The organism is uncultured Anaerobiospirillum sp. (assembly GCF_902485895.1).
Classification (GTDB): Bacteria; Pseudomonadota; Gammaproteobacteria; order Enterobacterales; family Succinivibrionaceae; genus Anaerobiospirillum; species Anaerobiospirillum succiniciproducens.
Genome location: NZ_CABTML010000006.1, coordinates 1 through 22,105, shown reverse-complemented (window position 1 = coordinate 22,105; position 22,105 = coordinate 1). Strand labels below are relative to the sequence as shown.

General features: G+C 45.4%; 14 protein-coding genes. 8 read left to right on the top strand and 6 right to left on the bottom strand.

The features are described from left to right. Positions 1-254 precede the first annotated feature (254 nt). On the top strand, positions 255-905 hold the full coding sequence (locus RDO37_RS00365) for a manganese efflux pump MntP family protein (RefSeq protein ID WP_308497723.1): 651 nt from the start codon (positions 255-257) through the stop codon (positions 903-905). Between the two features lie 343 nt (positions 906-1,248). On the opposite strand, the gene RDO37_RS00360 is transcribed toward RDO37_RS00365, so the two are convergent. Then, positions 1,249-1,872: an L-threonylcarbamoyladenylate synthase gene (locus RDO37_RS00360; protein WP_027938815.1), complete on the bottom strand. Its 624-nt coding sequence runs from the start codon at positions 1,870-1,872 to the stop codon at positions 1,249-1,251. A gap of 1,696 nt (positions 1,873-3,568) precedes the next feature. Between RDO37_RS00360 and RDO37_RS00355 the strand changes: the two genes are divergently transcribed. Beyond that, positions 3,569-4,120 (top strand): MarR family winged helix-turn-helix transcriptional regulator, encoded by a 552-nt coding sequence (locus RDO37_RS00355; protein ID WP_052338816.1) that lies wholly within the window; start codon positions 3,569-3,571, stop codon positions 4,118-4,120. A gap of 592 nt (positions 4,121-4,712) precedes the next feature. After that, entirely contained in the window at positions 4,713-6,041 is a 1,329-nt protein-coding gene (locus tag RDO37_RS00350; RefSeq protein ID WP_308497722.1) for an MATE family efflux transporter, read from the top strand. A 638-nt stretch (positions 6,042-6,679) separates the two neighbouring features. Here the strand turns inward: RDO37_RS00350 and RDO37_RS00345 are convergent. The 5 genes from RDO37_RS00345 to RDO37_RS00325 all read right to left on the bottom strand — a co-directional run bounded on the left by RDO37_RS00345 (position 6,680) and on the right by RDO37_RS00325 (position 15,088). Continuing rightward, entirely contained in the window at positions 6,680-7,327 is a 648-nt protein-coding gene (locus RDO37_RS00345) for a nitroreductase family protein (protein ID WP_308497721.1), read from the bottom strand. A gap of 1,505 nt (positions 7,328-8,832) precedes the next feature. After that, positions 8,833-9,276 carry a hypothetical protein gene (locus RDO37_RS00340; RefSeq protein WP_303073946.1) on the bottom strand — a complete coding sequence of 148 codons (444 nt, stop codon included), beginning with the start codon at positions 9,274-9,276 and terminating at the stop codon, positions 8,833-8,835. Between the two features lie 641 nt (positions 9,277-9,917). After that, positions 9,918-11,027 carry a DNA cytosine methyltransferase gene (locus RDO37_RS00335; protein WP_308497720.1) on the bottom strand — a complete coding sequence of 370 codons (1,110 nt, stop codon included), beginning with the start codon at positions 11,025-11,027 and terminating at the stop codon, positions 9,918-9,920. Between the two features lie 482 nt (positions 11,028-11,509). Continuing rightward, complete coding sequence (locus RDO37_RS00330; protein WP_308497719.1) at positions 11,510-13,078, bottom strand: glycosyltransferase; 1,569 nt, start codon at positions 13,076-13,078, stop codon at positions 11,510-11,512. 663 nt (positions 13,079-13,741) lie between these two features. After that, entirely contained in the window at positions 13,742-15,088 is a 1,347-nt protein-coding gene (locus RDO37_RS00325; protein ID WP_308497718.1) for a metallophosphoesterase, read from the bottom strand. Between the two features lie 692 nt (positions 15,089-15,780). Between RDO37_RS00325 and RDO37_RS00320 the strand changes: the two genes are divergently transcribed. The 5 genes from RDO37_RS00320 (at position 15,781) to RDO37_RS00300 (ending at position 21,603) form a co-directional block, all read left to right on the top strand. Then, a complete protein-coding gene (locus RDO37_RS00320; RefSeq protein WP_308497717.1) occupies positions 15,781-17,298 on the top strand; it encodes a SctK family type III secretion system sorting platform protein in 1,518 nt (505 codons plus the stop codon). A gap of 98 nt (positions 17,299-17,396) precedes the next feature. Further along, positions 17,397-17,609, top strand: coding sequence for a hypothetical protein (locus RDO37_RS00315; RefSeq protein WP_308497716.1), 213 nt, complete (start codon positions 17,397-17,399; stop codon positions 17,607-17,609). A gap of 476 nt (positions 17,610-18,085) precedes the next feature. Beyond that, positions 18,086-19,051: a tripartite tricarboxylate transporter substrate-binding protein gene (locus tag RDO37_RS00310; protein ID WP_027938806.1), complete on the top strand. Its 966-nt coding sequence runs from the start codon at positions 18,086-18,088 to the stop codon at positions 19,049-19,051. A 308-nt stretch (positions 19,052-19,359) separates the two neighbouring features. Next, a complete protein-coding gene (locus RDO37_RS00305) occupies positions 19,360-19,875 on the top strand; it encodes a tripartite tricarboxylate transporter TctB family protein (protein ID WP_308497715.1) in 516 nt (171 codons plus the stop codon). 9 nt (positions 19,876-19,884) lie between these two features. Next, positions 19,885-21,603 (top strand): tripartite tricarboxylate transporter permease, encoded by a 1,719-nt coding sequence (locus RDO37_RS00300; RefSeq protein ID WP_308497714.1) that lies wholly within the window; start codon positions 19,885-19,887, stop codon positions 21,601-21,603. The last annotated feature ends 502 nt before the right edge of the window (positions 21,604-22,105 follow it).

The following is a 22,105-nucleotide window of genomic DNA, read 5'->3' as shown; positions in this document are numbered from 1 at the left end:
CGTCTTGTAGCTCTCGTCTGTTCTGCCATGCTTTCTTACGTGGCCAACTATTGCTTATGCAATCATTATTGGCTGCGCCCTCTTGTTGCTTATAGCTTTGCTGAAGCTTGAGTTACATGCGCTTGGGCTAAATCCTTGACCTCTTAAGATCATCAAATCCTATGACTGCTCGGTGATATTTTGCTTGTTTCTTAAGAGGTGTTTTCTATAATGGCAGGCGTTGGTGAGTTGCAACCAAGTTGTGGATGTGTCGTATGTCGTTTTCTGAAATATTGATTGTGGCCTTTGCCTTAGCTGTAGACGCCCTAGTGTGCTCGATCATCACTGGTAAGAGCAGCACTAATCGTCTTTCACGTATCGTCACCGGACTTACGGTTGCACTAACATTTGGCTTCTTTCAGTTCTTAATGCCCGTCATTGGCTTCTTTGCTGGTAAACAACTTGAAAACACCTTAGCTGCAGTAGATCACTGGATTGCCTTCGTGCTCTTGGCTGGTGTGGGCGCTAATATGCTCAAAGAAGCATTTAGCACCTATCTTGAGCAACGAACTCAGGAAGCAAACGACCCATCAGACACTTCATCATCGCAGCCACAAAGTAATGCCCTGCTGCATGTTGGACTTATTTCTTTAATCTCAATGGCCATTGGCACATCTATCGATGCTTTAGCTGTTGGTGTCTCATACGGCTTAGTTGGCAATACCATTTGGCTGAGCGCGATTGTTATTGGCCTTGTGTGCTTTGCTCTGTCCTTGCTTGGCTACTTTATGGGTCAGATTCTCTCTACCTTAAAATCTATAGACCCAATCTTAAATGTCTTAGGAGCTCTCGTACTGATCTCCATCGGCATCAATATACTTATTGAGCATCAGGCAATGGCACAGCTTACTCATTTCTTTGCATAGACTTACGCAAAGCCGCGTTTATTGCTACATCCTGGCCTTTTAGCATTGCTATGTGGATCATGGTGGTAGCCCATAGAAGCTGCTGCAGCGCCCGCGCATTATAGTTGCGGCAGTGGTGGTCTAAGACTATTTCACTCTTGTGGTGACGTATTGGAAACATGAAAAACCCCGCTTAGCTTGCACTAGAAGCGGGGCTTGAGATTGATGGTAGGCTTGGTAGCTTAGGCCATCTGATCTAGTTTTGAGATTGATGGTGGGCCTGGTAGCTTAGCCATCGGATCTGGTTTTGAGATTGACGGCGGGCTTGGTAGCTTAGGCCATCTTATCTGGTTTTGAGATCTAATTATTCAAATGGGGTTGGATCACCACGGCCTACACGGTGAACCTCTGGCACGCCGTTATCAAAGACCACTACAGTAGTAGACTCTGGATAAAGCTCACCACCATCTACAATCACGTCTACGATTGAGCCGATCTTGTCATTGATGGCTACTGGATCGTGCTCAGCTACCTCTTCATCAGGCAGGATTAAAGTGCAGCTCATTAATGGCTCGTTGAGCTCATCAAGTAAGGCTTCTAAGATGGTGAACTTAGGTACGCGAATACCAATGGTGCGACGCTTTTCGTTCATCACACGACGAGGTACATCTTTAGTAGCTGGCAGAATGAAGGTATAAGCACCTGGAGTGTTAGCCTTTAACAGACGGAACACATTGTTATCTACCTTAGCGTAAGTGGAGATCTCAGAAAGATCACGGCAGATTAAAGTGAAGTTGTGGTTCTTGCTGATCTTACGAATACGAGCAATACGCTCCATGGCGTTCTTTTGCTCCATCAGACAGCACAGTGCATAGCTTGAATCAGTTGGAACTACAGCGACACCGCCATTTCTTAAGATCTCACAGGCCATTTTAATAAAGCGTGGCTGTGGATTATCAGGATGAACAGATAAAAACTCAGCAGACATGAATACACCTTTTTTAGTTAAACAGGATCGACCATGGTCTTACCCATGAAGTGCTATTCAGGGCTGAAGCCTCTATAAACGGATCCTGATTGCGCCCGCACGCATTGAAGATTAAAAGCTAAGTAACTTAAGCTTCAATGGCAGCGCAGCTAATCGATAATTTGCCTAAAAAGCACAATGCCCTTTAGCAATTAATTATGCAGCTTGATACTGCATCCTTGCCTTTAGTGCCTATTAAAAAACTAACGCTTGAGTGCTACTAAAGGCTAAGCCTACGACCAAAACTTAACTAGTCCCTAGGCTTTTTGCAGTGCACATTATACAGCTTTGATCTAAGCAATGATCTTGCTTGAGTGCTTGCAATGAGCGTTTGCCTGTTCAAACTATACACCACCTCACACTTTACGCGCTAATTCTTACTTCTTTCCTCGGCGATCTGCGATCTTTCATACAGCATGACCACGCTGTAGAGCAGCTCATACCACAGAGGCAAAACGCATGTTGCGCATCCATGTATGAAGTCCTAACCACTTCATCTTGCCTAGCCACCATCTTGTGCAGCAAGTAAAAGCCATAGCTCTGCTAAGACCTGTGTATGTACCCAGACGCGATGCCCAGATCTTACTATCCTAGTCCATTCATGATAAAGCACATGATTAAGCAACTGCAGCTACACACTTTCTTTCCAAAGCCATCAGCCTGCACGTATCAAGGCTGCTAATCTTTCTTAGGCTACTGCCCTTTGCTGTTGCTTCGTAACGTCTACGCCTACGCCTACGTTAGGCCTTGCCCAAGACAAACATCAGTAACAGTGCAAATCGCTACCTGCAATGGCTTTGTCTTTGTCTTTAGATTTTGCCAAGACCTAGCTGCACACCGCACCTGACGGTCATTAATCATCCTTTTACACGGTTCCTGACGTTCATAAATCATCCTTTGTAAGCCGTTCCTGATGGTCACTAATCATCCTGTGTACGCCGCTCATGATGGTCAATAACAATCGTTTGTACGTCTATTTTGCATAAGACTTAGCTGCAGTAAGAGCTCAGCTTTCTAGATTCAGCTAGATTAATGGCGACAGCGGCAGCGGCTGTAGCTGCTGACGATGGGCATGGCTTGGAGGCGCGTATCTTTAGTGCCACATTACACCTAACTTGCGAGCTGAATGTGATTAGCGATGGCTTTTTATGGGCAGGTGCACTTTTTGGGTAGATGACTTATTGGGGTGCTTTTGCCGGGTTTTACATGGCATTTTTGCTACGTATTAGAGCGAAAGTTACAAACTTGCAAAGTTTCGATCTAGTTTAGTAAGTGTAGTAGATATTTTTAGTCGTAATAGATATTGAATCTAGTACAATTTAATACTATCATGCACATCGGTTTAGAAAAATCCCTATATTTCTCTGATTTGTCACACGTATGTAAATCTCTTAGATTTAGGCTAATCGTGTGGTGTACAATGAACCTACTTTGAGCTTAGACAATATTTTTTGCTTGTCTTGGCTCAGGGCACTATGGCAAAAGCAATGGTACGGCCTTATGCTTTGTATACAAACGGCTCTACCCTCTAGCTTTGCATCCGATAACAACAAGGGCCCGAATTACTAAGTAAGATATAGTTCTGTAGCAACTAAAAAGCTGCAATCTTGCTTGCTTAATATGTGTAGGTTTCTTTGCATTAGCTCAGGACAATTGGATGACCTCTGAACTTAAAGATAATCACACTTCATCACTTGAAGAAGTTCTTGGCGATGTAACCGCTTGTTGGTGTCGCAATAACTCAATTTACGATACCTGGGCTAACATGCTCGGCATTACACCATGTCATATGATGGTGCTCTATGCCATGATTCGTTTGCCAGCCTCTCGTGATGCCTCAAGTGATAAGACCTCTGAGTTTTGTCAAAAGGACATTGCAGAAGGCCTAGGCATGTCTAAACAGACAGTTAATGGTGTGATTAGAGACTTAATATCCCAAGGTGTCTTAACCACTCGCCCATCAAAGCTCGATGGCAGATCTAAGACACTGCATTTCACTAAAACAGGTGAGAAATACGCACAAGATACGTTAGGTCCGCTATTGACTGCTGAACGCGAAATCTTTGGTTCATTCAATCCTGAACAGCTCAATATCTTTGTTCAGATCCAAAAACAGTTCAACATCTTGCTCTCCGAACGTCTGCGTCATATGAAGAAGTCTACGCAAACTACTAAGACTAAAGCCAAGGGCTCCAATAAAGAAGCTTAAGCACTCTTAAGATCAGCCAAGATGTTAAGTACCTTAACTCTAGCTACAGTTATCCATAGCACTTTGGGGCATCACTAGTCCATGTTCCTAAGCGGGGCATCATTAGTCCTTGCTCCAAAGCATAGCCATGCGCTTATCTTTAGAGCAACAAGCAGCCACACGATGCCACAGCATAATGCCAAGCAAGCTTAGCTTACGCACATTAGCTTGTATGCGAGCTTACAAGGCGCAGCAGCTCTCTTACAAGAGTGCACGCTAATCTAGGCCGCTCATGTGCGACTTAATGCGATGCACTGTATTTTTAGCGCACTGTGGACTTTCCTTTGGCTCTAGGCTTATAAGTAAGCTCATACCTTTAACTTAGCTGCAGCACTTTGCTTTGATGCTAAGTGTCCTAGCAGACATAAGCTTATGTAGCCATGCTTTTGCTTTGATGCTAAGTGCCCCCGCAAGCATAAGCTTAAGTAGCCATGCTCGTGCTTGTATCTAAAGGTCTTGCATAGCTTATAGCTTGCGTAAGTCTCCATCATCTACGCCCCGTCTTACTATTTCTTCCCTCACTCAGAATAGACGTCGGCACAAGGAGATCAAAATGTTAAGGCGTAGGTTCTACTCATATGTCATCCCATCACTCTTTGCCTTCATGCTCTGCGGCATGTACGCAATTGTGGACGGCATCTTCGTAGGACACGCAGTTGGCGATGCAGGTTTAGCTGCAATCAATGTTGCCTACCCCATTACTGCCCTGTTTCTTGCCATTGGTACTGGCATAGGCATGGGTGGTGCTGTGCGCTACTCTATTTGCTCAGGTGCAGGGGATAAGAGTAATGCTAAGCTCAATGTTGCTGCCACCTTTAATCTGCTCTTAGCCTTTAGTGTTTTCTACACTATTGTAATCATGGCTTTCTTGGATGAAATTATTTTCCTCTTAGGCGCTCGCGATACCTTAGCTGACATGTGCTATGAGTATCTTATAGTGATCGCCTATGCCGCCTTTATACCCGTGTTTAGTACAGGCGTAATACCTTTAGTGCGTAACTTTGGTTATGCCAAGATCGCTATGTGGGCTATGATCACCGGCTTTATTACCAATATCGTGCTCGATTGGCTCTTTATCTTTGTCTTTGATTGGGGCCTTACAGGTGCAGCCTTAGCAACTATCGTTGGTGAGAGTAGTGCTTTTGTCTTTGCCTTTGGCTACATGATCTACAAAAGAGATCTCTTCCTAAACTTCAATATCATTAAGCAGCTTAAGCTCTATGCGCCTATAGTACGCATCTCAATAGCGCCATTTGGTCTTACCATTAGCCCTTGTGTCATCCTCATTATCATTAACAATTACTCGGGTATCTATGGTGGTAATACCGCTATTGCTGTGTATGCAGTACTTGCCTATATCATCTGTGTGATTACGATGATCCTGCAGGCCGTGGGTGAAGGTGCACAGCCGCTCTTTAGCCACTATTTTGGTGCCCATAAGCTTACTGCTTTGTTCTTTACCCGCAATCTTGCTTATAAAAATGCCCTGCTCTTTGCCCTCATTGGCGGTGGTGCGCTCTTTTTCTTGCGCGATTACTGCGGCCCATTGTTTGGTGCTTCATATGAAGTAAGTATTGAAGTTGCCAACGTCATGCCGATCTTTGTTCTCGGCTTACCTTTTATCGCCATTATTCGTGTGACCACTGAGTGCTTCTATGCTACAGAGTTTAACAAGTACTCATACGTGCTCACATATATGGAGGCCATTATGCTGCTCATCTTCTTGCAGATCTTACCTCCATTCTTAGGACAATATGGCGTGTGGTGGGCTGTCTTTGCTAGCCAGTTTGCTGCAGCTTTAGTTGCCGTAGGTCTCAAGTACAAATACGACCATAAGCTCTTTTCTAAGCGCAACTTTGGCCACAAACTGCACGCTATCTAATAATCCAAAGCAAAAAGCCAACGCCAGCAAATCCAATCAGAATCAGCCATGAGGCCACCACAAAAGAGCAAAAACTAGCAAAGGCCTCATGTCTTAGCGCTCGTGTTAATTAGTAGGCATCAAAAAAGCAGATCGTCCCCAAACAATCTGCTTTTTTCTTATCTAGCTACTCATAAGCCCACGAGCTCTAAGCCGCCTGCATAGCTCATATACAGCCACGGCTTGCCCATGCCTAACAGCACAGCCTATCCAGCGCATATCTAAGCAGCACTGCCTATACAGCTTATAACTAAGCAGCACTGCGCCTACTTTAACTCACCGCCACTTCGCTATAAGAAGCAAGCTCGCTCTTAGCAAAGATCAGAGCTTAGACTCAGGCATACCTCTGCAAGATAGCTCTCATTAAGCTACTCAGGCAAGCTCTCTATATAAGCAGCTTATTGGAGCTACTCACGCTGCAATGGGCACTTTACCAAGCATAAGTAAGCTAGCTCTTTGAGCTTGCACCTCAGCTGCTAGCTATGAGTGCTAGGCTCGCTCATAATGCATTGCTAAAGACTCATGCACTCTCATAACTAAAGGTGCTTAAGTGGCTGTAGCTTGCCTAGAGATCGCTAGCTGAGGTGGCTGTTGATAGCTTATTTGAGCTTGGTGACCAGCTGCTCTATAGTCAGACGGGACTTTGGACGAATGTTAACCTGATTAGAGTCATTCTCAGCACGGTAACCAAAGGTTACGACGCAGGAGGTGGTGAGATTTTTCTTAGAGAGCTCTAAGATCTCATCTACCTTACCATAGTCGATGCCTTCCATCATGGTGCTATCTACACCATAGGCTGCTGCAGCATAGACCATAGTGGTCATGGCCATATAAGCTTGCTTGCAAGCCCACTCATTAAAGTCGCCGTTTTCCATATGTAAGTTGGCAAAGAACATACGGGACTTAGCTTGAGCCTCTTTAAGCTCAGCAGTTGGTAATCTACCAGCCTTCTCATCAGCCTCAAGTACGGCCTCTAAATGGCTCTCAGAGAGGCTCTTTAAGTTGGCGATAACCACAGCGTAAGTGCTATCGTCATAGCGAGACATGTTGAAGTCTTTAATGCCTGGACGCAGCGCATCCTTGGCTTCGCCACTTAAAACAAAGAAGTGGTATGGCTGATGGTTAGTTGAGGTTGGAGTTAAGCGTACGCACTCCATGATCTTATCCATCAGCGCCTCATCTACTTTCTTAGAGGCATCGTAATGCTTGGTGGTATATCTTGTTTGTAAAAGCTCAAGCAAGTCCATCTTTTCACCCTCAGTACAAAAAACTCATAGTGTGCCGCCTAGCAATAGACTCTGCAGCAACATATATGCATCAGCCTATCACAATGTAGCCTTAATTACCTATCCTCAATGCATTTGCATTGTAATGAGGAGTCTCATACAAGCTAACTCTCCCTCTTGAGCCTGCCACATAAAACCATCTAGACAAGCAGCACCAGCCTGTCATTAAGCAATTAAGTAATAGAGTGCGTGGTCTAGTGCTAAACTCTTCATCTCCAGCCAGACTACAGCATGCCCTGCATTGCAATACAGTGCAGTGTAGTGCAATGGTGTGCAATGCAGTTTAGTGCTGGGGAGTAAAGAGGGTTTTCCCTGCTATGGCACTTTGCATCCGTTACGCACTTTAGAGTTAGCCACAATGTTCAAGTAACGAGCATGGATCTTTAGCGGCTTGGCCAAACATAGCTCTCTTGGTGAGAGAGGTAGTTAATCGTGGTAATTTGGACACTAGCTAGGCTTTGGCAATGGCTAGGACTTTCGATAGCAAGGATATAGCTTGGGCTTCTGGATGTAGCTCAAGCATAGTTCTAGGCTTGGCCTTAAGTTCTTGCTTGAACGAACTTGTCTGCATCTGTTTAACAGCTGCAGTGTTAGCTGTTACAAGCCGTCAATTGTGATGTGCAGTTGTTTGGTCGTTTTGGCGGTTTTGGACGATTTTTAGCGACTTTTTGACCGAATGTAGTCGAGTTTGTTCGATTTTGCGGGAATTTAGCGAGTTTTGAATTGATTGGTCTAGTTGGAACTTGCGTAGCTGGCACGTTGTGATTGGCGGTCTTGGCTGGCTCGTGGCAGTGGGGTCTGGCTTGCGTGATGAAGCTTGCGAGAAAATGTGGTGGGCTAAAAATACAAAACCCCACGGCAAAGGCTGCTAGGCAACCTTTTTGGTGGGGTATTGAGTAAGCTTAAGAGCCTTGCCAAAACATCTCATTGCATGTGTAACAAGATGTTGCAAGGCTTGCCTAAAATGGCTTGGCAAGGATCTTTAGCTTCAAAGATCTCGCAGAATCATAAACATACACGAAAGCAAGGCTACTGCTTTTGAGCATTGCGCATGGCAGGCACAAAAGCAGCGCTTTGGAGTGCAAAGTTCTTGCTGCGCAAAGTGCCAAAAGACACCATGCGCAGTAAGAGCATTTGCTGCGTGCATAGTTTAATGGCTTTATTCGACAGCTAAAGTGCCACAAGGCACCTTAGTCTGACAGCAATTGCCCAGGGACAGCTTTCACTGCCATTTTCTGTCAGATAAAGTCGATTCTGTTGGCAACTTATATAAACGCCAAAGACCTGCTCAATCTTACGATAGATAGATCTTTAGTGTCTGTATATTTGCCTGCAGTAGAAAACTATGAACACTCTTTACAGCATGTAAATGCCGTCAAAGAGAATATTTGCCCGATCAGCGTAAAAGCATTGCCATCTTTACTTTATACAAGCAAATGGCATAGCTTATTAAGCTACTTCATTCGCTAAACGGCGTACAAAGCATTAGCAAAGCGCTGCGATAGCATTAAGCCATCTGATAAACCATTGAGTGCCTTAAAGTTGCTCGGAGTTACTGGATTCTGAGCTTTTAAGACAGACCAATCTGGTGACAGCGGTTGCTGATCTAAGACTGCAAATTCTCTTATCTGCGCATTTTCTGAGTTGATAAGTTCTTCAAAGGTTACAGCCTCACCAGTTACTGTGGTTGGTGCAGCACGACTGATATTCATACCGTCGGCAGCAGAAATATCCTCAGCACGGGCTAAGATGTTCTCAAGACTAGCAGAGAAGGAAGTTCCACTGCTTGCCTCAGTACCGAACACCTCGGACATTGGTGATTGTGCAAACCCATCAATCTTATTACTCTTGTCCCACCAATTTTCCCTGACATTTGGTGAGCCAACCGCATTGATAAGGGCGCTTGACATAGTTGTCTCCTAATTTTTAAATACTTCTGAGGGAAGCAGAAGTACTCTAGGTTTTGCACATGACGTGCCATTTACAAAACAACTTAATCTTTTTGTGCAAACCCGATATTTATGCCCTTTGCCATCACATACCAAGATCATAAGATCACGCGTCTTTAACGGCATTCTTTGCCGCCAAATAACCAAAACACCAAAAGATCACCGCGCCTCATAAGCGCCCTTGCCATCCTTTAAGATCGCCTCAAAACCATAGCCTATCAGCACTAGCACCAACTAAACGTAGATAAAAAAGCCTCTTTGCAATCTTTGCCGCCCCATAATTTACCTTGCCACCACCTTGCCGCTGTTGCCGCCTCATGGCAAAAGAAATAAGATCACCGCCCTCAAAGATCACAAGGTGAGCTAGATCTCAAGTTATTCGATCAAGATCGCCGCAAGCGTACGTAACAAGATCATGCCACTCAAGCACTCAAGATCAGACCTTTCAGACTAGATAATTAAGATCAGAGCTTTCAGATTAACTAATTAAGATCACAGCTCAACCAATTCACAACCCAGAGCATTTAGATTAGAGCTTTTAAGAACGAGCAGACGTCCGGGCCCTTGAGATTGGATCACCAAGATCATGGCAAAAGATCAAGCTAAGGGAACTTCCCTCCGCATTGTTTGGAGGCAGTAAGAGTATTTAAGACTGAGCGTGCAATATACCAAGCTAGCACCGGTGGGACGGCATTACCGATTTGGCGCTCACTTTCACGAATGCCGCAAGCAAAAGTAAACGAGTCAGGAAAGGATTGAAGACGCGCTGCTTCGCGCATAGAAATGCGCCTAGAGAGGCTGTAATGAAACTGAATATTGCCATGGCACTCAGCTCGAATGGTATAGCCAGGTCTATTAGCAAGCAACCTGCGGTTGCCTTGCTCACCACTCACCTTAGCCTTACTCCACACGTGTGAAAACGCCTTATCTTCTGCTTTGTTTTCAAGGTCACTAAGTGCCTCTTGAGCTGTTATGGGTTTAGAGGCTATAGGTTGAGGCGGGCAAAATGGAGCAACACCGTGGCGGACTCCCACAATAAAAACTCGCTCGCGTGTTTGCGGAACTGCATATTGTTCAGCACTATACAGTTGATATGAGATTTGGTAGCCCAAGTTGGAGAAGTCAGCAATGATCTTATCTAAGGATGATTTGTGCTTCTTCATCAGCAAGCTGCCAACATTTTCAACCACTAAGACTTGAGGCTTAACTCTACGCACTGCCTCAACGATAGCACTGTAAAGACCTGAACGCTTGCCTTGAATACCGGCCATCTTGCCATTAATCGAAATATCTTGGCATGGAAAACCACCGATCACCACGTCAGCATGATCTGGCAGTTCGTCCAAGTGCTCATAGATGTCACCTTCGATAATGGAATGCTCAAAATTCATACGGTAAGTTTTACAGGCATGAGGGCTCAGCTCATTTGCATAAATGATATCGAACGGCAATTGCGCATAGTGCTTACTTAGAAAATCGAATCCGCCAATAAATCCTAAGTCCATACCGCCAGCACCAGAAAATAAAGACACTACGCTAAACCTATCTCTTTTGCTGATGCTTGCTGCCGTGCAACGTTCTAACTCATCAGTTATAAGATCGCGCTCCATCTTTTGCGCATCATTTATGCGGCTCTTTACTGCAGATGTACGCAATGCAGAAGCGTTGTTCTTATGCATTTGAGTGTCTTGAGCTAATGAAATCATTTTCATAACGTTTCTATCTGACGGAGATGGCCATCATTCTTCACTATACCAAACACATTACTTTAGACTTTATGGAGTAAGCCGCAATAGCATTACACCCGGCATAGCGGATATTAAATGCCTATATCTGCAGTTTAACTTGGCTAAGAGCTATCGCTTATCCATTAAGCGTTGTGCAGCTGCATTTTGATGCACAGCCTCAATGAGGACTGGTCGAAACGACCAATGCTTTTGGTGCCTAAGAATGCAAAAGGCCCCGCCAATTCAATTGGTGGAGCCTCTTTAGTATTTAGCCTTGAGCTAGATGCTACTGCTAGCTATAGAGCGCATCGTATGCATGGCAACTGATCTGTCATGAATAGCACTGCTCAGGCATGTGACGAAGCATAATTGCTAAGTTAGCCTAGCAGGCTAATTTGGCTAGCTGCATGCTGCTTGCTGAACTTGCAAGCATGCTCGCTCGCTTGATGCTTGCTGAGCTTGCATAATTACTTCTTGTCAGCGGCAGCTGCGGTCTTCTTGGCTGCTGGCTTCTTAGCTACAGTCTTTTTAGCTGTGGTTGCCTTCTTAGCTGGAGCCTTGGTCTCGCTGGAGCTATCAGCCTTTGACTTGGTGGTCTTTGCTGCAGTAGTCTTCTTTGCTGCAGCCTTCTTTGGGGCATCCTTGGCTGGCTCTTGAGCCTTTGGCTCTTCTTGAGTATTGGTCTCAAGCTCAACACCGTTCTTCTTAGCCTCGGCAATGTAGTATGCCTTACGCTTCTTCATGGTCTCTGCTGAGAAGAAGAATGAACGCTCAAGTGGAGCCTTTTCCTTAGAGCCCTTTTCCATGATTGGGTTTAAGTACTCAAGTAAGCGATCGATGCTGCGGTTTAAATCGTTACGCTCAGATGCCTTCTTGCACTGCTCTGACCAATCCTCGCTCAGTAAGCGCTCTAATGCCTCAACCCATGGAGCAATTTCTTCATCGGTTGGCACACGATAGAAGTCCTTTAAGGTCTTCTCTGGGGCCTCAAGTAAAATACCGCCCTCGCCTACAGCCTCAGGTAAACCGCCACTCTTTGAAGAGAGCACTGGAATGCCATTGAAAGTAGCCTCAGTAGCTACACAGCCCCATGCCTCGTGCCATACAGATGGAGTTACTAAGACCTTAGTAACATCGTAAACTAAGCGAATGTCATCAGTGTGCTCAGCAACATCGATGTTTGGCAGGTTGACCATGCCAGCTGGTAAGAAGCGTGAGCCATCGTCATTGTGCATATGGTTAAAGATCTTGTAGTAATCGCCTACGCTCTTAACTACTAAGAACTTCTGCTCAGGATGCTTACGGGCAAAGACCTCTGCGATCTTAGCAAAGATAGCTAAACCCTTTTCAGGAGTTGGGTTAACTAAGGTTACATACTTAGCCTTAGCTACATCACGATTTGGTACAGTGACACGCTCTTTGTAGATGAACTGACCCACGGCCTTAACATCAATACCGTCTACCTCACGGTACATATTGGCAGTAGCCTCAGATGGAGTGAAGACTAAGTCGCAATCTGGGAAAGCAAAGGAGCGGTGCAGGCCATTGCATAAAGCATAGACTACAGGAATACCACGAGCCTTAGCCTCATGACGCACTAAAGCAGAGAAGCAGTCGCCTGAGTAACCGATAAGTACATCAGGATTGAACTTCTCTAAGAACTGTACAAACAGATCAAAGACCTTGCCTTGGTCTTCTGCAGTAACGTCGTTAGATACGTGACCCTTGGTACGAGCTACGATGTACTCAACACCAGTATCAGTAAACTGAATGTAGTTAGCATCAGGCTGTGCATTTACCTGCTTGGCAATACGCTCAAATACGTTTAGACCCTGTGGATCATCAGCAACTAAAGCATTTAAAGCCTTAACTTGGAAACCACGTGCAGCTAAAGCCTCAAGCATAACCTTGTTATGAATTGCTGCACCGTTGCTGTTGTCATGTAAGGAAGGTAATGAGTACCACAGAATCTTATAGGACATTTTTTCCTCGCAGATGATGAAAGACAGCTCACTGTTGTCCTTAACAACGCTCATTGCTAGGCCATGCTCAGCGCATTCAAGCAGCCTAGCTGTAGCTGTTGCAACCTAAAACTAGGACATCACAGTACTGTTGGCGCTTCAAGCCTAAGGCAAACACACAAGGTGCGCTCTCTTTCCAAAGTAGCATGTCAAAGATCTTAAAGACTAAGTAACTCAAGCTAAGCTGCAGCCATAGCCGCAAGCAATACTCTAAAGCTTGTTATTGCCTAGTCTCTTTGTATCTTTGTCATGGGTCAAAAATTAATCTTATCCTGACAGCGGCGTGATAATTACGCCTGTTCATCAGGCACTAATCTATTTATTTTAGCAAACTTCAGCCATAGCATTACAGCTATGATGATAAAGAGATCAATTAATCAAGCTAAATACTCTCGCAGCGATCCCTCAGCGACTTGAATTTACGCCGTAATCTAAGGCATGAGCATGCTGCATTTTATCTTTTGCCGCCACTTGCTCTTATGTGCCTGTACTCATGATCTCTTGCTGCCATACGCGCTTGATCTTCTGCAGCTTCGCTAGCTTGCAAGCAGCTTTATTACTCGCTTGAGAGCAACTGCATCGCTTGCTTACGAGCAGCTGTATTACACGCTTGCAGGCAGCTTGATTGCTAGCTTGATAGCTGCTGTATTACTCGCTTGCGAGCTGCTGAATTGCTGTTTAGTTGCGGCGTAAGGTGAACTTGGTGATCTCAGATGGCACTAAGAGACGGCACGAGAAGCCTGACCAAATGCCGGTGCCATTGCTTACATAAAGGCTCGAGCCTCTACCAAGATCATACATGCCAGATACATAGCCTGCATTGAAGTGGGCAATGAGTGGCTTTAAGAAAAACATAGTGCCGCCATGAGTGTGGCCACTTAAGATAAGATTGGCCTTGATATCAAGCTCAGCTACAGCATTAGGCTGATGGGCCATAAAGATAGTGGCTACGGCCTTGTTAAGCTCGGAAGCGATGCCGGAAATTGGGCGAGACTTAATGCTAAAGGTAGCACCAGCGCCATCTAAACTCTCTTCGTTAAAGGCTTGCTCAGTACCCTGAGAGCTTGCTGCAGGTGCGCTAATGGCTGTGTAGCTGCCGTACTTGTATGGGATAACGTTCTTTAGAGCCGCCTCAGGGTCTGCCTTGACTTCACCTAAATTTACACCGCGAATATCAGGAATACCGGCCACCTGAATAGAGAATGCGCCCTTGCTAATGAGAACGCTTTCATTGCGCAGGAATTTAACGCCCATTTCCTCCCAAGTCTTGACCCAAGAGTTTGCGCCAGAGTAGTACTCATGATTGCCAGTTACGGCTAAGACACCGTTTGTAGCACGCAGATCTTCAAAAGGCTTAAACTCATCTTTTAGAGCAGCCACTGATCCATCCACGAGATCACCAGTGATTAAGACCAGATCTGGATCTAATGAATTGGTCTTATTAACTACACCCTCAAGAAAATCACGCTTTAGAACTGGGCCAATATGCAAGTCAGTAAGTTGCACAATAGTGTAGCCATCAAATGCCTGTGGCAGACCACGTACATAGACAGTGTGCTCAACTACATTTGGGGTGCGTAATTGTGAAAGCGTACCAGTTAAGGCGCTAATAAACGCCGCTACTACAATAACAGTATTAATGCGACCTAAAGGCCATGGCTTAAAGGCAACGGTACCTGTAGCTGAAGCGCTCTTAGAGCCCTTACCCACGCCACGACGGCCTGAGGATCTTTTCTCAATGTAGCGTGCCACGCTACGACCGAGCAACACGAGATCTTTAATCAAGGCACACACTACGCTTAGCATTAAGAAGCTGTAGAGAACCTCTAAACACAAGATGACATTGCTTGGCAGCTTAGGCGTTAAGACACCGCCGCTATACATATAGATAAGGTACTTACTGCCACAAAAAGCGAGCAACAAGGACAATACAAGTTTATAGACAAGCTTGAGCTTTAAAGGAAGCAAGAGCGAGGCAATGGCATAGATTACAAAGATCGCTGCAGATATGTGTAGCGCGGACATTAATTACTCACCAAAACATTTAGCATCAGTACTAAGAGGCTCACATTATATCCATAAGCACAGCTTTGTCCGTTAGATCCGTCGCAAGTTCTAACATATTTGTGCAAGTTTCTAGGCAAATCCACCATCTAAGGCAACTAAGCTAGTCGCATCTACAAAACATCGCTGCGCCACCGTCGCAAGAGCTACAGAACTACCGCCGCACTAATCGCCATAAACGCTAAAGTTACTCTACCCACTCGTCTATTTATCCACCGAGCTCACAGCAATGCCCACTTGCTCCCGCTGCCGTCCTGCATGATGTGGTGATAATGATGACAGTGGCTACAGTGAATACTGTGTCAGTTGCTCTGGTGAATGCTATGGCGGTGACTACAGTGAATACCGTGCCAGTTGATCAGGTGAAGGCCGTGGTCGTTTCACAGACTGTGAGTGCGTTTTTCATGGTGGCTTGATTTGATTGCTAGTCGGCTGTGCAAGATCGCACTTTTACATACCAATTGAATAAAAAGAACAGTCAAAAGCGCCGTTAACGTCACAAACAAATCATGTTAAGTTCGCTGTTTATTAGTACTTTGAGCAAACTGTGATATCTTGTGAGCTCATCACAGGCGTAAGTTGCTTTTCAACCCTTACGCTACTTGTTAGGCTAATCAGATAGTAGATCAAAAGTTAATAGAGCTATCCACAAAATGGCTATGACTCCTCACTACGTGCACTACCTTCTTACTCAAGGTGATTTGCTCAACCGTATTCTCGCATTCAATGCTGACTTCTCGGCTAGACAATATCGTCAGCGAGCCCAAAGTCATCCTGAGCAGATTAAAGACAGCTTATACACTGTTCATCCAGAGCTGGCACGCTTTCATGAAGAGAACAATATCTCATACTACTTTGAGAACAATATTGATCGTCTGTGTTTAATTCGACAAGCTGAACTTGAGACTTTGCTCGTCTATATCGGTGCTTGCATTAACTCCCGCGCTTTAGCCGGTGTGACGATTCAAGATGAAAAAGATCAGATCTACGAGCAAATTGGTCGTGATGCCTACAACTTTGCGCTTGATTATGGCTATCTCATTAAGAATCTCGACTTTGCACTCAACCTTGCTTCTTTAAAAGAAGACTGTACCTATCTTGGCCTGTGTGCCTTAAAGTGCATTGCTCCACTCTTTAGCTCTAACGAGCTTAGAGAGTACTTTATTGAGCTCTTGCTGACCTTCACCAAGACCCATGGCTTAAACCCAAATATCATCACCTCACGTGAGCACGTGCTGTCCATCATTTACCCAGTAAATGACAATATCAAGGCTCCGTATCCATCACAGATGAATACCCCTGCTCAATACAGCGCTTTTGATAACACCAATCAAATGATTGCCGCTCGTGATGCCATGGAGGAACAAAATAAGTCAGGCACCACCATTAACGGTCTATCAGGTCTTATTCACGCTGAGGGCAACTTACCAACTCTAAACCAAGATAACGAGGCAAAGACCCCTGCTCAAGAAAATGCCGAGGCAGAAGCAAGCGCTGCCAATGACGCCCAAGAGATGGCCTCTCTTGATAAAGCAGCCACCCAAGATCCTGCAGCTCCAGCTCAAGCCACCGCAGCTGATACCACTCCGGCTCATGACACTGCAGTTGATACTAATGCCGCTACTCCATCTGCAACCGAGGCCCCTGCAGCCACCAACAATACCAATGCAGCTGCCGATCTGCCTCACTCAGAGGCTGATGCTGCTGCAAATGCAGTCGCTACCGCCACTGCAGCTACCAATACAGAACCAAATGCCGCTGCTGCTGCGCCAGATAATGCTGATGCTTCTTCAGTTGCTGCAACTGCTCAAGATCCTGCTGCAAATGATCCTGCCGCTCAGAGTAGTGGTGTTAAGGAGCCGGTATTAAGAGCAGATGGCAAGATCGACTATAGCATTGTGCCTGAGGGCGTGGGTGCGCCTTTAGAGGTTACCTATGCTGATGCCGCTTTATATGGATCCTATATTGATAAGCGCAAGTTTAGAGCAGCATCTTTAAAGCAGCGCCAAGTGCAAAAAGAAATTTTAATGGGAGTCCCTCAAGAGCAGAAGCAAGTTGAGGAACAGCAGCTCATTACTTTAGAGTTCGGCGCTAAGCAGGTCTTTGATCTCACAGCCGTGATCTTAAAGTTCCAAATCGATGAGCACTGGCACGAGTACTTACAAGAATGAGTACCAAGCAGTCCACCAACTGTTAATTGCTCTTCAAACAGCCTGATTAAGCAAGTCTTAGTCAGGCTGTTTTGTTATGGGCATAAGACTGCTACAACATGCGCGGTTGTGAAGTGCAGCCTTTGGGCTTATCCAGATTCTTTTTTATTGGCGGCATGGTCTCATCTGCTGTAGTAGCTTTCGTCATATTGCTTTGGCGCGTGGTGGCGTTACGGTTACTGCTTTTGCTTGGTCATGTGGCGGCGATGCAGTGGCTGCTGTTGCTTTGGCTGATCTCGGCCTTGCTGCATAGCGCTTGCGCTTTGGGCTAGTTTGCAGTCATGGAGCTTTTTTTGATTGGGCTGTGTTGTGCAGTGGAAAAGCCTGGGATGGTATTGGTGAGATATTTCATTAATTTGTAGATTTTAGTTGGGTCGGTCTTGTGTTGGTTCAGGTTAGTTTGTGACTAGTGGTCGGTTTGTGCTTTGGTGCGGTATGTATTTTTTGTTGAGGCAATGTTTGGTCTTTGCCATAAAAATGGCGTAAAGATGGGCTTTTGCGGGGAAGTGAGGTATTTTTGGTCGACGTTGTAGCTAGATGGAGCTTTTATGATGGTTTTTGCGAGGTGATTGGGGAGCTAAAAGTTTTAGCTTGTTCACACTTTTAAACAAAATCATCTCTAATGAGGGCTAGTTGGAATGTTCTTATGACAATCATCATATGATAGAAAAACAGTTGGGTAGACAATCTACACTGTAGTTTGCACACCAACCTTAGATTTTCGAAAGTTGGACTAGGAGTTACGTCTATGAAATTTTCTTCTTTATTAAAGACCGGCGCAGTTTTATGCGCTTCAGCCTTCATCGCTGCTGGTTGCGGTGGTTCAGATAACAAGACCTGGACTGTTACCTGCCCATGGGCTCCATCTGGTGTAGCTGCCATGGTTTCTCAGAAGGCTGCTTCCTTATCTACCAAGTACGTAAAGGACACCACCTTAGTTGCTGAGGCTGTTAAGGGTGACACCGCTACTATCAATACTTGGGTTATGGATAAGAAGGGTGGTGATCCTGCCTTAACCTTCATCAATGAGGGTCTGCTTGCAATTACCCCAATCATTGATGCTAAAAAGGCAAAGTATAAGGAAGATGACTTCATCGTTATTCAGAACCTCTACTCTGCTGTATTCGTTCTCTCTGCTGAAAACTCATTAGGCGTTAAGTCCATCGAAGACCTCCAGAAGTACGTCAAGGACGGCGGCAAGATCAACGTTGCTGTTAACGGTGCTACCTCTGCTGAAGCTTTCTTAGCTACCGCTTTATTTAGCGACATGGGTGCTAAGGACTTCAAGGTTACCCCATACACCTCCGCTGCTGAAGCTGCTCAGGCTGTAGCTAAGGGCGAGACCAACTTTGCTATCTCTCACCAGACCCAGATCATGGAAACTGCTCAGCAGGGCAAGGTTAACGTATTAGCTGCCTTCTCTGACAAGACCATCGAATACGGTCCATTCACCGGTGTTAAGGGCGTTGGCGAGTACGGCTACCCATACATCATCAACACCTGTATCGTTGCTGCTCGTGCTGGCACCTCCGATGCTGATGTTAAGAAGCTCCAGGAGCTCTACAACTCCATTACCACTGACCCTGACTTCGTAAAGTGGGCTCAGGACACCATGCTCATCGAAATGCGTCCAATGGATGCAGCTGCATTCAAGGCTCACCTTGAGTCAGTACGCGAGCTGGTTAATACCTACAAGGATAAGGTATTAGGCTAACCATAAGCTTTCCAAGACATAACAGTCCCTAAAGACTGTCAATAATCCTATCACACACACTCAGAGGGCACGGCCCAATACTTTATTGAGTATGCCGTGCCCTTTTTTTACCCAAAATAAAGCCCCGTGCACGAGCACAAAAGCCTTATTGCATCAGGATTTTCATTAAATTAGCTGTTTTTTGCAGGTTTAACGCGAGCTTAGTTGTGCTTAAGCATCAACGCAAAATTGCCTAAGTGGCGACTACGGTCGCGTTAAAGCTGGTACGTAACTAATTTGCTGTTGCATCTTAGTTTTTGTGAGGGTCTATGAACTTTATCTTTGACAAAATTGACGTGTTGCGAAACGCAACGCGCAACGGACTTGAGCACAAAACGTTCTCATATCCGTCAAATCTGACTGCAGGTATCATCTGTATTTTGCTAGCCGGACTCATGCTGGTAATGATTCCAGGCCAAATCGAAATCTCAGAAAAGGATGTGGTCTCCGGTCGTGACTTCCCTAATCTTCTGATGTATCTGATGCTCATTTGCTCAGCTGTACTGATCTTAAAAGATCTCTACCGCATCATGACCAAGCAGCCACTCGAGATGAAAACCATCAATCTGTACACAGAAGTTAAGGCTTTAGTGATTATCGGTATCTTAGTTGGTACCTACCTCATCTCAAGCCTGAGTGACATGTTCCTCTTAGGCTCAATCTTCTGTGTGCTCGCATTCTTAATCTTCTTTAACTGCCGCAAGCCACTTTACTATGCGATTACCTTAACTATTGCAGTCTTAATTTGGGTTGCATTCCGTTTCGGTCTTGGCGTTAATTTCTAGGAGTAGTCCATGTCAGAGTTTATTATTCCAGCATCGGCGCTTCTATTTACCTTTGAAAACATCATTTGGATTAACTTAGGTGTTTTCATCGGCGCTGTATTCGCTTGTATTCCAGGTCTGAGCGTAATCCTGTGCGTGATTCTGTTCTTACCTTTAACCTATCAACTTACCGCCATTCCAGGCATGATGTTCTTGCTCGGTATTTACTGTGCAGGATCGTATGGAGGATCGGTATCGGCGATCTTGATTAACACGCCAGGAACACCTCATGCTGCGGCAACCATGCTCGATGGTCACCCACTATCTAAGAAAGGTCGCTCCCGTGTTGCTCTGAAGATTGCTCTGTACGCCTCCACCATCGGTGGCACCATCTCAGCTTTCATGCTGCTCTTCTTAGGCCCTCAGGTGGCAAAGGTGGCAGCTCAATTAGGCACCGCTGAGTACTTCATGGTGTGCGTCTTTGGTTTAACCATCATCGCTGGCGTATCTGGCAAGTCCATCATTAAGGGTATTATTTCAGCCTGTATCGGTCTTGTGATCTCTTGCATCGGTTCTGACCCAATGACTGGCTATGACCGTTTAACCTTTAATGTTGACCGCCTCTACTTAGGTTTAGACTTAGCTATCTGCCTCATCGGTCTGTTCGCCTTAATTGAAATTATTGCTAAGGCTGACGGTACTATTCAGCAGCTTAAGCTCTCTGAGCGTAAGAAGCTTGATGACGGTGTTATCACCAAGGATGAGAAGAAGCGCATGGTGCGCCCAATCTTAATGTCCTCCTTCATCGGCTGTATGGTGGGTATTATCCCTGGTACTGGTGCTGCTGAGGCTTCTTGGTTCTCATACAACCAAGCTAAGAACATGTCCAAACACAAAGAAGAGTTCGGTCATGGTTCTGTCGAGGGTATTGCTGCAGCTGAGTCTGCTAATAACGCTGTTACTGGTGCTACTTTAATTCCACTGCTCACCTTAGGTATTCCTGGTGACGGTACCGTAGCTATCATGCTCTCAGCCTTAATGATTAACGGCCTCAACCCTGGTTTATCTTTATTCACCACTGACGGCGACATTATGTACGCCATCATGTTAGGTCTGATCTTAGTTAACATCTTCATGTTAATCCAAGGTCGTTACTTAACTCAGCTCTTTGCTAAAGTGGTTGCTGTTCCTCAGGAAATCTTAACTCCGATCATCGTAATCTTCTGCTATGCAGGCGCTTACTCCATTAACAAGAACTACTTTGACGTATCTGTAGCTCTGTACTTTGGTATCGCAGCATGGCTGTTACGTAAGCTTGATCTGCCAGCCATCCCAATCTTATTAGGCTTGGTACTTGGCAACATGACTGAGACTAACTTCCGTCGTGCACTGATGCTCTCTGATGGCAACATCTCCATCTTCTTTAGCTCAGTTTACTGCTGGATCTTCATCGCCCTCATCGTTCTGGCCTTAGCTGCCATCATCAAGGGCAAGATCTCAGAAGAGCGCAAGATGCGTGCTCTAAATAAAGAAATGGAAGCTGAAGCCGCAGCAGAGGCTCAAACAGGCGTAGCCACTGCCGCATCCGCAGCTGCCGCCGCTACCGCAACTGCCACTGCCACCGTCGCTGCAAATGCAGACGCCGCAGCTGATGTAGCAGGCTCTGATGAGGCTGACGCAGCAAGTGCTGACAACACCTCAAGTGCTGAGGCTCAAGATGTAGCCGATAGCGACAAGAGTGGCAAATAGCCACTAACAGACACGGAACGATACGTTCCTAAACCATCCTAGACTGCAGTTGTTAACCTTAAGTTCCTCCGTTTACTGCAGTCCTAGGCCAAGCAAGCTGTGCGCTGTAAGTTTTAGCAGCCTACTCGACAAACAGTACGGCTTAGGTATCTCCGAACATATGCCATTACCACCTAAGCTTATTGCGCATAGCTGCCCTAGTTTATGCACTTTTCTACAAGAGGCCTTAAGGCCTCTTTATTGTGTATAAGCTAGCAATAAAGACGATTTTTTAACTGACAATGCCACGACGTACCGCATAAGACAATCAAATCTAGGTTTTAACAAATAGGCGTAATTCTCCACCTATAACTTCAAGAGTTTAGGTGGCGATGTAAGCCTACATATTTCTAAGATTAATATCATTAGAAAAGTATTCAAAAATGCTTCTGTAAAGAAGCTATTTGATAGCGGCTGCGTGTTTCAGCCGATATGGGTAACTTGTTAACCGTATGAGATTTGG

Bases quoted from the DNA above. Each gene is read 5' to 3' on its own strand.
- RDO37_RS00365 (WP_308497723.1), top strand. From the start codon at position 255: ATGTCGTTTTCTGAAATATTGATTGTGGCCTTTGCCTTAGCTGTAGAC.
- RDO37_RS00360 (WP_027938815.1), bottom strand. From the start codon at position 1,872: ATGTCTGCTGAGTTTTTATCTGTTCATCCTGATAATCCACAGCCACGC.
- RDO37_RS00355 (WP_052338816.1), top strand. From the start codon at position 3,569: ATGACCTCTGAACTTAAAGATAATCACACTTCATCACTTGAAGAAGTT.
- RDO37_RS00350 (WP_308497722.1), top strand. From the start codon at position 4,713: ATGTTAAGGCGTAGGTTCTACTCATATGTCATCCCATCACTCTTTGCC.
- RDO37_RS00345 (WP_308497721.1), bottom strand. From the start codon at position 7,327: ATGGACTTGCTTGAGCTTTTACAAACAAGATATACCACCAAGCATTAC.
- RDO37_RS00340 (WP_303073946.1), bottom strand. From the start codon at position 9,276: ATGTCAAGCGCCCTTATCAATGCGGTTGGCTCACCAAATGTCAGGGAA.
- RDO37_RS00335 (WP_308497720.1), bottom strand. From the start codon at position 11,027: ATGAAAATGATTTCATTAGCTCAAGACACTCAAATGCATAAGAACAAC.
- RDO37_RS00330 (WP_308497719.1), bottom strand. From the start codon at position 13,078: ATGAGCGTTGTTAAGGACAACAGTGAGCTGTCTTTCATCATCTGCGAG.
- RDO37_RS00325 (WP_308497718.1), bottom strand. From the start codon at position 15,088: ATGTCCGCGCTACACATATCTGCAGCGATCTTTGTAATCTATGCCATT.
- RDO37_RS00320 (WP_308497717.1), top strand. From the start codon at position 15,781: ATGGCTATGACTCCTCACTACGTGCACTACCTTCTTACTCAAGGTGAT.
- RDO37_RS00315 (WP_308497716.1), top strand. From the start codon at position 17,397: ATGCGCGGTTGTGAAGTGCAGCCTTTGGGCTTATCCAGATTCTTTTTT.
- RDO37_RS00310 (WP_027938806.1), top strand. From the start codon at position 18,086: ATGAAATTTTCTTCTTTATTAAAGACCGGCGCAGTTTTATGCGCTTCA.
- RDO37_RS00305 (WP_308497715.1), top strand. From the start codon at position 19,360: ATGAACTTTATCTTTGACAAAATTGACGTGTTGCGAAACGCAACGCGC.
- RDO37_RS00300 (WP_308497714.1), top strand. From the start codon at position 19,885: ATGTCAGAGTTTATTATTCCAGCATCGGCGCTTCTATTTACCTTTGAA.